Genomic DNA, 13,427 nt, shown 5'->3' with positions numbered 1-13,427 from the left:
GGGCCAATGAAGCGGGACGCTCAAATGGGGGACGCTCAAATGACTCGAGTGACTGAAATGACCAGTCAAAAAATCAGATTTTTTCGATCACGGATTCCCTCATTCGAATGCACACCTGGCTGCCATGACTGTTGTGGGCCCGTGATGGCGTCGACGGAGGAGATGTCGAGGCTTCCCGTAAAAAGCGATGCCGAGCACGAAGCTGCGCTTGAAAACCTAAGTTGCCCCCATCTTGGCAGCAAGGGTTGCCAGGTTTATGCCGAGCGCCCGTTGATCTGCCGTCTGTTTGGCACGACGCCCCGGCTGGCCTGCCCGAATGGAAACCGGCCGGAGTTGATGGTCGATCCTGATATAGATCGCCGGATTCAACGCTTCTTCGTTGAAACACGTCATGTATTAGTCTGAGGGAGGTCTTGACGAGAGACGTTCCTTGCTCGATCCCTTTCGCGGTTTCCAGAAACATCGAGGAGCACGCGCGATTTCGACATATTAGCTTGGGTGTAAACGGCATTGGCGAGCGATGCCGTACCCCACTCTCGTGGGACGTCATGCCGGCAGCCGTCAAAGCGACCCGAGTTCGTGCGTGTTCACGCCGTGTCAATTCGTCAATGGCCGCACGGCGGGGACGAACGCGGCTCGCGCTTCATCGGCGCTTCCGATCCGCCCGGTGACATCGCGAGGCGACAGGCCGATCAAACAGTAAGGTTGGCAGGCTGCTGAAATACTGTTTTTCGAAAATCGACGTGAGGCAGGCGGCCCGAAGAACGCGCAAAGTCGAATCGTACATTATTCATAATTATCGAAATATCTAATTGCAAATAAGCTCATGGGATGCATCGGAGCCAATATACAGATTGTCGAGCGGAGTGCAACCGGAGTTTGGCTGATTTGCCGCATCCCTACTTGTTATGTAAGGGCAAATCATGACTTTAATCCCGGTGAGTACCTCCCATAATCCGCCGCAGGCAACTGCGCTATATCTCGTTTTCCCATCCTGGACCCAGATGCCCGCTTGAGCGGCGCTATTGTTCTCAAGAATCTTGTAGTTAACCTTGCACACGACAGATTGTTGAGGCACGTTCAAACCCTGACTCGGTTGGGTCACGTAACTAACACTGCCTGGGGGATTCCTCGGCCTAGCCCAAATGATAATGGTCTGGGTTGTGGCCGAGACATTTGGTGCCATCCCGCCACAAGAATCTATATATTTGTTTCCGGCATAATCTACTATTCTTCCTGCTGTGCTAACACTATTTTCTCCGGAAAAAGATGGGCGATTCACGCATCCTGTCGAGGTAAATGATATCGCAGCGCAGAAGAAAAGTAGAGGATAATATCTTTTCATGATGTGAATATCCTATAACAGGATTATGGTCGACAGTGAAAAGAAGGGAGCCAAAAAGGATGGTTTCAGGAAAATTTCCAGAGATTTTTCATATTTTTCCGTAAATTGATCATAGGCGAAGACGTCATCAAGGACCAGATCGACATCCGCTACATCTTCAACCTACGGAGCGTTCATGGGTGGGAAGCATGTAAATCAAAAGGCCGTAGACGCCCGCCGCCGACTCGATAAGTTCGCCTTTAACCTCTGGCCAGGCGCTACGCTTATTTATCCTCGCGCGGTCCGCCGTGCTGCGTTAGGTATACATGTGCAAAGGGGCTTGACGAGCCGGAGTGATCGGAAGGACCGTTCCCGTACGCGCTGTGTAGGACCAAGGTCCAATTGAATCATAGTGTCGGTGTGACACTATGTACTTGCAGTCTAGGAATAGGAGTAGTGCAAACCTGTGATGCGGACGCGCTAACTTGGGGGCAGCGGAACTGCCATTCGAGCCAGGGTTTCGTCGGCATGCTGCGCGGCATGGAAACCCCTTGCACCGGATGACTCTCGTACCGACGTCCGTGCTTTGTGCGATTTGATATGGAGTCGCTAACATGAAATATCCCTTAATCGCGTTGGCCATTGCGGTCTCCGGGTGCGCCACCCCACCGCCACCACCGTCAGACGTTCGTCCCGTCGGCCAAAGTCAGCTTGCCCCCAAAGCGGCCGCTCAATGCATCGGGTCTAAATGGGCGAACAGCTCTGGCCAGGTGGTCTACATGCAGTACATGCTCGCTAACGACCAGGCATTCGATGTCTACGTTCCAGGCCAGCAACCACCAAGCGGCTCGGCCGCCATCGTACGCCAAGGCGCGAGTGGGTCCGGTTCATCGGTGGGTTTCCGCGGCACCGACAGCAATGCGGCTAGCGCCATCAGCCAGTGCCCGTAGGCCTGGGAGCCGCTGTTACTCCCGCGCCAACGCAGCAACGCTTATCGGGGGGGTATGAATCGTCGCATGGTAATTCTGGTGCTGGCTTGCTTATCGGTCATGCCGGCTATCGCGCTTGGCGCTAGCAAGGAGGAAAAGCAGGGGAAAGTACGCAAAGCGGCACAGGATTCTTTGGCTGCCCTCTACAGGGTGCAACCGTCGGCGCGCAAGGCTGTGGAGTCTGAGGCAGGCTATGCGGCGTTCAGCAACTTCGGCATGAAGATCCTCCTCGCTGGCGGAGGGTCGGGTGAGGGCGTCGCGGTCAATAACAAGACCAAGGCCATGACCTATATGAAGATGGCGGAGGTCCAGGCCGGCCTCGGCATGGGCGTGAAGAAATTCCAGCTGGTCTGGGTATTCGAGAACGAGACCGCGCTGAACGATTTCATCACGTCCGGGTGGGCGTTCGGTGGGCAAGCAACCGCCGCGGCGAAAGCCGGCGACAAGGGCAGCGCGTACCAGGGGGCGATAGCCGTGGGGCCTGGCGTCTGGCTCTACCAGCTTACCGATAAAGGCTTGGCGATCGAACTCACCGCTAAAGGGACCAAGTACTACAAGGACGACGATTTGAACTGAGCCTGGCCGCTCCGGCTTAAGGAGCGGGATGGAGAATTGCCCGGAATTTAGGCGCGCTACGACATCGGAGCGGATATTGCCAACGCGCAGTGGCTTTTCTTCCATGTTTGCGGGGCAGAGCCTATTGTCTACTGACTCCCTTGGAGAGCCCGCATCGCGGGATGCCAGAGTCGATGGGGCATTCAGAATTCGTAATTGATGGATAGATCGAGGACAAAGTTGGTTGCCCGCTGCGTGATCGGGCTGTGCGCCGCGCTGCTAGCCAGTTGCCCTATTGCGGTGTCGGCGGTCAGCAACCAGTGCTTGCGGAAGTACCAGACCGTAGTGATGGCGGCACCGTACGACACAAGTCCCGGGCCGGGATTGTATTGGGGGTAGCCAGAACGCGCCGCCTGGAGTTGGCTGACACCGAACCACGCATTCATATAGCGGGCGTCAGCAAAAGTTATCGTGGGACCAGCGAACCAGTAGAACCTCTCCGAACTGCCCGGCAGCGGCAAATAGACACCCAGATCGCCTATCCATCCGTCGGTACCACCCATGCTGCGCCGGAGATCGGCGCGGACCACCAGCGGAAATTCTTTCGATACGGCATATTCCAGAAACAGTTTGGCTTCCGGGGCAACGTTGATATTGCCCATGCCGTTCAGATGCCCGGGATCGTCGGCTGCCCGTCGCCCCAGGTTATAGGTAATGGCGGCGCCGCCACGCCAGTGCGTCGCGCGCAGCAAATTGATGCCAATGCCTTCGCCAGTAGAGGCAAAGAACAGGTCGCCGTAACGGATATCGATGCTTGGGCCGACCAGCCAATGATATTGCTGGGCGCCGTCATACCTCGGCCGCAGGCTGGTGCCGAGACCCAGCCGGACTTCCCATTCGGGAATACTCCGCTCGAACAGCTTTATCAGTGGCACACCGGCCGAGTATTGCCATTCGGCGGCAGGTGATGGTGTTTGTGCCCGGGCCGGGGCGATGAAACCGGCGAAGGTGGCCAGCAGCGCGGCGAGAAGATGGTGCGCCAGCCTGCTTCCATGGCCGCTCGCCCGACCTATCCGCTTCGTGTGACGGTTCGACACACCACCTCCGTTTCACATGTTGGGGCGACCTGATTTCTGTAGAGAGCCTGGCTGCCATCTTACAAGTAGGGTAGTGCGCGAAAGCCATGCATGCGCGCTGTTTTCACCATGCGCGCGCCAAATCCGACGAATTCGTGCACATTTTTACGTTGGAGCACTGCGCGGGATATGGCTTGCGGAGAGTCGTAGTCGGTGCGCCATCGCGAAGTTCTGCTTCGACGCAAAGGCGTGGGCGGATGTCGCGGAGATCGGCCCGGCGAGCGGCCGCCAAGGTCTACTCCCTGCCAAAACCGCTTCGCCCCTTCGACCGGCATTTACGGGGATATGCTGCTCCAGGCGCTATTCGGGCATCCGTGTGCCGGAAAGGCTGGATTCCCTCGACAAATCAACGGGTCGTCAGGGATGTGGCGGATGTTCTGCGAATCCCCGCCGACCCGCCTCCTCAACAGAGGGGTAGCACGTGCATTGCCAATTTTTTGGTATTATTTTTGGAAAAGATAATTTAGTTAGCTAAAGGAGTGCGTGAGGTATGGCAACGAACACCAAGGTCAAGGCGCTGACGATTACCAATCCCGCATGCCTGGTCGATGGCTCGGATAGCGAGTTCCGGCACCTGGTCAACGGCCTGCTGCCGTTCGCCGCCCGCCTGCTGTCCGTGCGCGATGGTTTCGGCAGCCTGATCGGCCTGACCGGCGTCCAGTATTCGCTGATCCGTTCAATCGCGCATCTCTCCGCGCAAGGCGAAGTGACGGTGAACCAGTTGGCCGAGCATCTGCATTTGAGCGGTCCGTTCGTTACCATCGAAACCGGGAAACTCAAGAAGCTCGGCCTGATCGACAAGAAGGCCCACCCCGAGGACAAGCGCAAGATGCTGCTTACGGTGGCAGCGGCGGGCACCCGCTTGCTGAGCGAGCTGACGCCGGTGCAGCAACGTATCAATGACGTCCTCTTCGAAGGCGTCAACCGCACCGAGTTCAAGGTCCTGTGCTCGGTGGTGGATCGCCTTGTGGCGAATGGCGATCGCGCCTCGCTCGACCTGGCGCACCTTCTTGCGCGGCAGCAAAAAGCGTGATGTTCGCTCACGCGGCTGTCCACGCAGTGGCTTCAGTGCGCCGCCCACTGGATCGTGCTGATGTCAATGCCTTCCTGATGCATATCCCATAGCGGGCTGAGCTCGCGCAGCTTGCTTACCGTGTCCCGTACCTGCCGTATCACCTGATCCACTTCCGCCTCCGTGGAGTACCTCCCAAGCGTAAAGCGAATCGAGCTGTGCGCCAGTTCATCGCTGCGCCCCAGCGCGCGGAGGACAAAAGAGGGCTCCAGCGATGCCGATGTGCACGCGGATCCGGATGAAACGGCAACGCCCTTGATCCCCATGATCAGTGACTCACCCTCGACAAAATTGAAGCTGACGTTGAGGTTGTGCGGGATCCGGTGCGACGTGCTGCCGTTGACGTAGACCTCGTCGAGTTGTTCGAGCCCGGCCAGCAGCTTGTCCCGCAATGCGCCAACGCGGCGCGATTCCTCGGCTAGTTCGAGCCTGGCGAGACGGAATGCCTCGCCCATGCCCACGATCTGGTGCGTCGCCAGCGTGCCGGAACGCATGCCCCGTTCGTGCCCGCCGCCGTGCATTTGCGCCTCGATGCGAACCCGCGGCTTGCGCCGGACGTAGAGCGCGCCAATGCCTTTTGGACCGTACACCTTATGCGCGGTCACGGTCAGCAGGTCGATTTTCAGCGCCTGGAGATCGATCGGGATCTTTCCGGCCGCCTGCACCGCGTCGCAATGGAACAGGATGCCGTGTTCCCGGCACAGGTTCCCGATGGCCGCAACCGGATGGATCACGCCAATCTCGTTGTTGACCATCATGACCGACACCAGGATGGTGTCCGGGCGAAGCGCGGCGCGCAGCTTGCCAAGGTCAAGCAGGCCATCTTCCTCGACGTCGAGATACGTGACATCAAAGCCCTGCCGCTCCAGTTCCCGGCAGGTGTCAAGCACGGCCTTGTGCTCGGTCTTGACCGTGACGATGTGTTTTCCCTTGCCGCCGTAGAAGTGGGCCGCGCCTTTCAGCGCCAGGTTGTTCCCCTCTGTCGCGCCCGAGGTCCAGACGATCTCGCGAGGATCCGCGTTCAGCAGTGCGGCTACGTGCGCGCGCGCGGTCTCCACGGCTTGCTCGGCTTCCCAGCCATAGCTGTGGCTGCGCGAGGCCGGGTTGCCAAAGTGCTGGTACAGGTACGGCACCATCTTGTCGACGACCCTGGGGTCGACCGGCGTCGTGGCGCTGTAGTCCATGTAGATCGGGCGTGCGGTGGCTGCGTCCTGCATTCCTTGGTTCTCCTGATGCGGTTGATGCGCCTTTGGTCCGCGTGATGCGCGGGCCGGCGGCGAGAGCTTGCCGCGAGTCTACCGCCGGCCGGGGAAAAAACACGTTGGCACCATGCCGCCGGTAGGGTTGCTCGTCGGCTTGTCCGCAACGCCGAATCAACCGGATCCGGTTGAAAGCCGCGCGGACAATTGCCCGGAAAGTCATGCCGGCAAAGGGTTTCAGCGTTCGTGACGGATTTCATGCGTGCCAACGATGAGTACTGCATCAAGGGTTTTTACCAATTTGCATACCGATGAATAGTAGCGTTTATTAGTAGCTAAGTTATAAAGCTAAATGGCGCCGCGGGACCGGACTGCGCCAACCCGGTTAAGGGGTGCCCATGAACCACGATGACGAGACGCAGGTTCTCCTCGGCTCCCCCGCAGGCAGCGATGCGGCGGGGCGCGAGCTCCCGCTTGGTGCGCATCTGGTCACGGCGCGCCGCGGCTACTTCCATCATGGCATCTATGTTGGCGGCAACCGGGTGGTGCACTACGCCGGATTTTGCGCGGCATGGGATCGCGGCCCGGTGGAGGAGACCACGCTAGACCGCTTCTCCGGCGGCCGCGAAGTCAGCATGCGGGCGCACGTGCACGCCAAATACAGTGGCGAGGAGGCCATGCGCCGTGCCCGCTCTCGGCTCGGCGAGGAAAACTACCGTCTGCTCACCAACAACTGCGAGCATTTCTGTTCGTGGTGCGTGTCCGGCGAAAGCCGCAGCGAGCAGGTGGAAGCCTGCCTGCACCATCCCTGGACATCGATTCCCCTGATCGCAAGCCTGCTCCGGGCCATTTTTGCGGCGCTGGGTCCGTCGTTGCGCGAAGCCTGACCCCACAACCAAGGGTTTTCACCAGCTTGAATGGCGGCATGGATTGGCATTCAATACTACCTAAGTTACAAAGCTAATAAACGAAGCAAAAAACGACAAGTGAAGCAGCGGATCGGAATGCGATCCGCGCCACGGTTTCCATACAGGAGGGATGATGGCCGAAACCCATGCACAGCGCGACGCCGATGCCGACGAGCAGCGTCGCTTTCGCAGCACGCTCGCGATGTTCGCCACGGGCGTGGCGGTGATCACCGCGCCCCGCGCCCAAGGCGCACCGGTGGGCATCACGGTGGCGTCGTTCAACTCAGTCTCGCTCGATCCCCCGCTGATCCTGTTCTCGGTGGACCGGCGTTGCCTGAGCCTGGACGATCTTTGCGCGACGCCACGCTATGCCGTCAACGTGCTCGAGGCGAGCCAGCAAGACCTTTCAAACCGCTTTGCCAGGGCGAACTCCGGCAAGTGGGACGGCATCGGTATTGCCCCGGAGGGGAGCGGCCAGGCGGTGCTCCTGCCCGACGCGCTCGCCACCTTCGAATGCGAGCCGTATGCGCGCCATGACGGCGGCGACCACGTGATCTTTATTGGACGCGTCGTTCGCCACCGGGCCCGGCCGGATGGCAGGCCACTGGTTTTTTTCGGAGGCAGGTATCGCGTTCTCGACGAGACGCCCGCCGCCGCTTGATTCAACGACAGATACGTATTTAGGAGAGAAGACATGGTCAAGACAGGTAGCCGGCATATCGACATGCTGCGCGACGGCCGCGAGGTCTATCTGGATGGCAAGCGGGTCGCGGATGTAACGACCGACCCCGCATTCCGGAACTCGATCCGCAGCTACGCGAACCTCTACGACTTCCAGGCCAGCCCGGAGAACATCGAGAAGATGACCTTCGAGTCGCCGGACACCGGCGAGCGCGTAAGCCGGATCTGGCAACTGCCCGAGAGCTACGACGATCTGGTCGAGCGCCGGATGGCCTTAGAGGCCTGGACGGAACTGCACTACGGCTTCATGGGCCGCTCGCCCGACCATGTCGCATCCTGCATTTCCGGCATGTACATGGGGATCGACGTCTTCGAGCAATACGACCGGGCCCGGGCCGGCGCCCTGCGCGAGTACTACAAGTACGCCCGGGACAACGATCTCTTCCTCACCTACGTCATCGTCAATCCTCAGGCAAACCAGTCCAAGGCGGCGCACGAGCAGGAAGACAAGTACCTGGCGGTGGGCATCGTCGACCAGGATGCCGAAGGCATCACGGTGCGCGGCGCAAAGATGCTGGCAACCAGCGGCATCATGGCCAACGAGGTATTTTGCAGCTGCATCCAGCCCTTGCGCGAGGGCGATGAGATGTATGCGCTTTCGTTCGCCGTGCCCATGAACATCAAGGGCTTGAAAGTCATGTCGCGCAAATCGTACGAGGGCAACGCGACTTCGGTTTTCGACAACCCGCTGTCGAGCCGCTACGACGAGAACGACGCGGTCCTTTACTTCGACGACGTCAAGGTGCCATGGGAGCGCGTCTTTATCGCGGGCGATGTCGGCATGTGCGCAAAGCAGTTTCATGCCACGCCGGCGCATAGCTACCAGAACTACCAGTGCCAGGTCCGGCTGATGGTGAAGCTGCGCTTCCTGGTGGGCATCGCGCAGCGCATTACCGAGGTCAACGGCACCAATGCCTTCCCGCAGGTGCGGGAGATGCTGGGCCAGCTCGCCGCCGAGGCGGCCATGGTGGAGGCCTGGGTCTATGGCATGGAATCCAAGGGTCATATGGAGAAGGGCTACTTCGTGCCCGACCGTAACCTGCTGTACGGATCGCAGGTCATCACCCAGCAGCTCTACGCCAAGGTCCTCAACGCCCTGCGCGAACTGGCGGGTGGCGGAATGATCATGCTGCCGTCGAGCATCCGCGACTTCGAGAACCCGGCACTGGCCTCGATTATCGACAAGACGCAGAAGTCGCCGGCCTGCAGTCCGGAAGAGCGCGTCAAGTTCTTCAAGCTTGCCTGGGACGCCGTCGGGTCCGAGTTTGCATCGCGCCATAACCAATACGAGATGTTCTATGCAGGCGCGGGCTTCGTCACCAAGGGGCACGCCTATCGATCCTACGACTGGAAGAAGGCCACCGACCTGGTCGACAACATCTTGGGCAGCTATTCGCTGGGCGCGGAGCTGGGCCAGGTGGCGCGCGCTGCCTGAGCAGGCAGCCGCTTTTTGAGATTCGCTGACACCCACGGAGATAACCATGGCGATCAACAAGCTTCACGATGAGTTTCACACCATTGATATGGAGAGCGGCTGGGAGGTGCCTCCCGGCTATCCTTCGGGCATCCAGCAAAAGATACTCTCCGGCTCCCTTGACGAAGGCGGCGGCCGCGGCAGCCGCACGCGCCTGCTGCGATTCCAGCCCGGCGTCTTCACCACCGCGCCGTTCGTCCATCGCTACTGGGAGGAAGTGTATCTGCTCAGCGGCGACCTGACCGTCGGTAATGACGAGCGCGGCGAGGGCGGGCGGGCTTTCGATCCGAACACCTATGCATGCCGTCCGCCGGGTGCTTATCACGGTCCCTTCAAGTCGAACGCGGGTTGCATGCTGCTGGAAATCCATTACTTCGACCCGGCCTGATCATGGTGGCGACCATAGATTCCGTGATGGGCCAGCTCTCGGCGGGCACCGCCGATGCGGCGTCGCTGCTGGCGGATTGCGTGGAGCGCGCCTGCAATCCCGGCGGGGAGGGGGCTCGCGTGTATCCGCACGGCGTGAGCATGGCCGCGTCGAAGCAAGCCACGGCCAGCGACATATTGCGCAGACAAGGCGTTGTCGGGCGGCTCTCTGGCTTGCCGATTTCGGTCAAGGATCTGTTCGATGTGCAGGGCGACGTCACGCGGGCCGGCGCCCGCGTGCTGCCCGAGCAGGCTGCCACGGTTGACGCGGTCGCGATTGCACGGTTGCGCGCGGCCGGCGCGGTCTTCGTCGGCCGCACCAATATGACCGAGTTCGCGTACTCCGGGGTTGGCACCAATCCGCACTACGGCACGCCCCGCAATCCGTTCGAGCGCGCGGTTGGCCGCATTCCCGGCGGTTCCTCGTCCGGGGCGGCGGTGTCGGTGACGGACGGCATGGCCGTGGCCGCGATCGGCTCGGATACGGGCGGCTCGTGCCGGGTTCCTGCGGCGCTCTGCGGCATCGCGGGGTTCAAGCCCACCGCGCGCCGGGTGCCGCTGCAGGGCACGGTGCCGCTGTCGCCCAGCTATGACTCGATCGGTTGCCTGGCGCAGACGGTTGCCTGCTGCGCCGCGCTCGACGGGGTCATGGCGGGGGAACCGGAGGTGCCGTTGACAGCAAGGCCGGTACGTGGCCTTCGGCTGGCCGTGGCACGGAACGTGGTGCTCGACGGGCTTTCCGGCGAAGTCGCCAGTGCCTATGAGCGGGCTCTTGGCCGGCTGGCTGCCGCCGGCGCCTTGCTGCGTGAGGTTGCCTTCAATAGCTGGAACCAGTTGCCGGAACTGAACATCAACGGGGGCCTGGTGGCGGCGGAGGCGAGCGCGTGGCATGCCGGGCGGGTCGCCGCCCAGGCGGATCGGTACGACCCGCGAGTCCTGTCGCGCATCCGGATGGGCGAGCAGCAGAGCGCGGCGGATTACCTGCGGATGCGCGCCCGGCGCGAAGCGCTATGCCGGGAGGCACAAGGGGAGTTGCAATGGTTCGACGCAGTGGTGCTGCCGACCGTGCCGATCGCGGCACCGCGGATTGCCGACCTGGCCGATGACGCCGCGTTCTTTAGTGCCAACCGGCTATTGCTGCGCAATCCCGCCATCGCCAATGTGCTCGACCTGTGCGCACTGACCATGCCGTGCCATGAAACGGGCGAGGCACCGGTCGGGCTGATGCTGTTCGGCCAGCCGATGGCGGACCGGCGACTACTCGCCATCGGCATGGGCATGGAGTGCATCCTGCGTAGCCACGAGGAGTAGACGCCTTATCCGCCGGCAAGGCTTTGTGTCGGCTTCTGACAACGAGGAGGAGAGATCATGTTTCATTTTCGGTTCAAGCCGATGTTCCTGGCCGGCACGATGCTGGGCGCTTCGGCGCTCGCCGCGGCCCAGCCGGGCAAGATCAGCGACGGCGTGGTGAAGATCGGTGTTTTGACGGATATGTCGTCGATATTTTCCGATATTGGTGGAAAAGGGTCACTGGTGGCCGCCCAGATGGCGGTGGACGATTTCGGCGGGAAGGTGCTGGGATCGGACATCAAGGTGGTCAGCGCCGACCATCAGAACAAGACCGATGTGGCCGGGACCATCGCGCGCGACTGGTTCGACAACCAGAAGGTGGACGTCATCCAGGACGTATTGCCGTCCTCGGTGGCGCTCGCGGTGTCCAATCTCGGCAGGGAGAAGCACAAGCTGGTGATTGCCAGCGGCGCCGGCACGACCAGGCTGACCAACGAGGATTGCTCGCCCTACACCATCCAGTATTCCTATGACACCTATGCCTTTGCAGCCAACACCGTCAAAGCCCTGTCAAAGGGCGGCGACAACAGCTGGTACTTCCTGACGGTCGACTACGCGTTGGGAGCGTCCCTTGAGAAAGACGCGGTCGATGCATTGACCTCGGTAGGGGGGAAGGTGATCGGGAAGGCAAAGCATCCCATCAATTCCCCGGACCTTTCGTCCTATCTGCTGCAAGCCCAGGCATCGGGCGCCAAGGTGATCGGCCTGGCCAACGCCGGCAGCGATACCGTCAACGCATTGAAGACCGCCCGGGACTTCGGCATTGGCGGCGCGGGAAAGCAGAAGCTGGCGGGACTGCACATGTTTATCAGCGACATCCACAGTCTCGGCCTGCAAGCGGCACAAGGGATGATGCTGACCACTTCCTTCTATTGGGACCGAGACGATGCCACGCGTGCCTGGTCGCAGCGGTTCTTCGACAAGACCAGGAAGATGCCCACGCTCGTGCAAGCCGGTGTGTACTCGTCGACGATGCACTACCTGAAGGCCGTCCAGGCCGCGGGCACCGACGAGACCGACGCGGTGGTGTCGAAGATGAAGTCCAGCCCCGTCAACGACTTCTTTGCGGCCAATGGAAAGATCCGCGCCGACGGGCTGATGGTGCATGACATGTATCTCGCCGAGGTCAAGACGCCGCAGGAGTCCAGGAAACCATGGGACTACTACAAGATCAAGCAGGTCATTCCAGCCAGCGAAGCATTCCGGCCGATTTCGGCAAGCAAATGCGCGCTGATCAGGAAGTGACGGTTAGCAACTAGCAACTACGGAGACATGAACATGCTGACATTCGATATTGAGACACGCACTGGCAGGTGGCAGCGCGTTGTGGACATCAGGCAGCTTGTCATCGCGGGCTGGACGGGGAGAGATGCCGACGCGATGGAGAAGCACATCCGCGAGCTGGAGGCGTTGGGCGTAAGGCGGCCATCGGCCACCCCGGTGTTCTACCGGGTTGCGGCGGACCGGCTGCAATCGCAGCCCGCGATCCAGGTCAGCGGAGGCGCCAGCAGCGGCGAAGTGGAGTTCCTGCTGATCAAGCACCAGGGTGAAATTTTCGTCGGCATCGCCTCGGACCACACGGACCGGGAGGTGGAGACCTACGGCATCACGGTGTCCAAGCAGATGTGCGACAAGCCATGCGCGCAGGTGCTCTGGCGTCTGGCGGACATCGGCAAGCACTGGGACCAGCTTGTCCTGCGTGCCTACGCGACCATCGGCGGCGAGCGGGTCCTGTACCAGCAGGGGCCGGTCACGGCGATGCGTTCGCCCCAGGACTTGCTCGACAGGTTTGCGGAGCAGGGCGGCAGTTTCGACGATGGCACCGCCATGCTGTGCGGCACGCTGGCCGCGATCGGTGGCATCCGGCCGGCGGATCGCTTCGAGATCGAATTGGAGGATCCGGTGCTGGCTCGCTCGCTGCACCATGCCTACGCCGTCGAGGCGCTGCCCGTCCACGGATAAGGCCGCCGGCCAGATCCGCATTCCCGATGCATGCCAGAGGCGAACAAACGATGCCCCACGAAGATTCCATATTAGAAACGCGCGGCCTGACCAAGTCGTTCCGCGGCTTCACCGCTGTGAGCGACGTCAACCTGCGGGTGAACCGCGGGTCCATCCATGCCTTGATCGGCCCCAACGGCGCCGGCAAGACCACGTGCTTCAACCTGCTCACCAAGTTCCTAGAGCCGACGACCGGCACGATCCTGTTCAACGGCATCGACATCACGCGCGAGAAACCGGCGCAGATCGCCC

14 protein-coding genes are annotated in these 13,427 nt (G+C 61.0%); 12 read left to right on the top strand and 2 right to left on the bottom strand.

Translation table 11 applies throughout. The annotated features are described in order from the left end of the window. Nucleotides 1–6 precede the first annotated feature (6 nt). The 3 genes from AC1DS6_RS21265 (at nt 7) to AC1DS6_RS21255 (ending at nt 2,889) form a co-directional block, all read left to right on the top strand. Nucleotides 7–405 carry a YkgJ family cysteine cluster protein gene (locus tag AC1DS6_RS21265; RefSeq protein WP_477103019.1) on the top strand — a complete coding sequence of 133 codons (399 nt, stop codon included), beginning with the start codon at nt 7–9 and terminating at the stop codon, nt 403–405. A 1,533-nt stretch (nt 406–1,938) separates the two neighbouring features. Beyond that, the gene (locus AC1DS6_RS21260) at nt 1,939–2,274 is read left to right on the top strand and encodes a hypothetical protein (protein WP_441628993.1); all 336 of its coding nucleotides are present in this window, start codon (nt 1,939–1,941) and stop codon (nt 2,272–2,274) included. A gap of 66 nt (nt 2,275–2,340) precedes the next feature. After that, nucleotides 2,341–2,889 (top strand): lipid-binding SYLF domain-containing protein, encoded by a 549-nt coding sequence (locus AC1DS6_RS21255; protein ID WP_477103018.1) that lies wholly within the window; start codon nt 2,341–2,343, stop codon nt 2,887–2,889. A gap of 182 nt (nt 2,890–3,071) precedes the next feature. Here AC1DS6_RS21255 and AC1DS6_RS21250 read toward each other — a convergent pair whose 3' ends face one another. Further along, nucleotides 3,072–3,965, bottom strand: a complete 894-nt coding sequence (locus AC1DS6_RS21250; RefSeq protein ID WP_477103017.1) for a MipA/OmpV family protein — start codon at nt 3,963–3,965, stop codon at nt 3,072–3,074. Between the two features lie 529 nt (nt 3,966–4,494). Between AC1DS6_RS21250 and AC1DS6_RS21245 the strand changes: the two genes are divergently transcribed. Continuing rightward, nucleotides 4,495–5,037, top strand: coding sequence for a MarR family winged helix-turn-helix transcriptional regulator (locus tag AC1DS6_RS21245; RefSeq protein ID WP_035864451.1), 543 nt, complete (start codon nt 4,495–4,497; stop codon nt 5,035–5,037). A gap of 32 nt (nt 5,038–5,069) precedes the next feature. Here AC1DS6_RS21245 and AC1DS6_RS21240 read toward each other — a convergent pair whose 3' ends face one another. Further along, nucleotides 5,070–6,293, bottom strand: coding sequence for an IscS subfamily cysteine desulfurase (locus AC1DS6_RS21240; RefSeq protein WP_477103016.1), 1,224 nt, complete (start codon nt 6,291–6,293; stop codon nt 5,070–5,072). A gap of 380 nt (nt 6,294–6,673) precedes the next feature. Between AC1DS6_RS21240 and AC1DS6_RS21235 the strand changes: the two genes are divergently transcribed. From AC1DS6_RS21235 to AC1DS6_RS21200, 8 genes are all read left to right on the top strand, one after another. Then, the gene (locus AC1DS6_RS21235; protein WP_477103015.1) at nt 6,674–7,162 is read left to right on the top strand and encodes a lecithin retinol acyltransferase family protein; all 489 of its coding nucleotides are present in this window, start codon (nt 6,674–6,676) and stop codon (nt 7,160–7,162) included. A gap of 154 nt (nt 7,163–7,316) precedes the next feature. After that, nucleotides 7,317–7,844, top strand: coding sequence for a flavin reductase family protein (locus tag AC1DS6_RS21230; RefSeq protein ID WP_045241263.1), 528 nt, complete (start codon nt 7,317–7,319; stop codon nt 7,842–7,844). A gap of 33 nt (nt 7,845–7,877) precedes the next feature. Then, a complete protein-coding gene (locus AC1DS6_RS21225) occupies nt 7,878–9,359 on the top strand; it encodes a 4-hydroxyphenylacetate 3-hydroxylase family protein (RefSeq protein ID WP_441628983.1) in 1,482 nt (493 codons plus the stop codon). Between the two features lie 46 nt (nt 9,360–9,405). Beyond that, entirely contained in the window at nt 9,406–9,786 is a 381-nt protein-coding gene (locus AC1DS6_RS21220) for a cupin domain-containing protein (protein WP_441628981.1), read from the top strand. A 2-nt stretch (nt 9,787–9,788) separates the two neighbouring features. Continuing rightward, nucleotides 9,789–11,135, top strand: a complete 1,347-nt coding sequence (locus tag AC1DS6_RS21215; protein ID WP_441628979.1) for an amidase — start codon at nt 9,789–9,791, stop codon at nt 11,133–11,135. An 81-nt stretch (nt 11,136–11,216) separates the two neighbouring features. Further along, nucleotides 11,217–12,419: an ABC transporter substrate-binding protein gene (locus AC1DS6_RS21210; protein ID WP_441629096.1), complete on the top strand. Its 1,203-nt coding sequence runs from the start codon at nt 11,217–11,219 to the stop codon at nt 12,417–12,419. A gap of 27 nt (nt 12,420–12,446) precedes the next feature. Further along, nucleotides 12,447–13,136 carry a DUF2848 domain-containing protein gene (locus AC1DS6_RS21205; protein ID WP_441628977.1) on the top strand — a complete coding sequence of 230 codons (690 nt, stop codon included), beginning with the start codon at nt 12,447–12,449 and terminating at the stop codon, nt 13,134–13,136. 50 nt (nt 13,137–13,186) lie between these two features. Continuing rightward, nucleotides 13,187–13,427, top strand: a 241-nt coding sequence (locus AC1DS6_RS21200) for an ATP-binding cassette domain-containing protein (RefSeq protein ID WP_441628975.1), incomplete at its 3' end; no start/stop codon positions are given.

The organism is Cupriavidus sp. 05L310, from assembly GCF_056398185.1.
The sequence above is the reverse complement of the archived record's forward strand: the minus strand, read 5'-3'. Positions and strand labels throughout refer to the sequence as shown.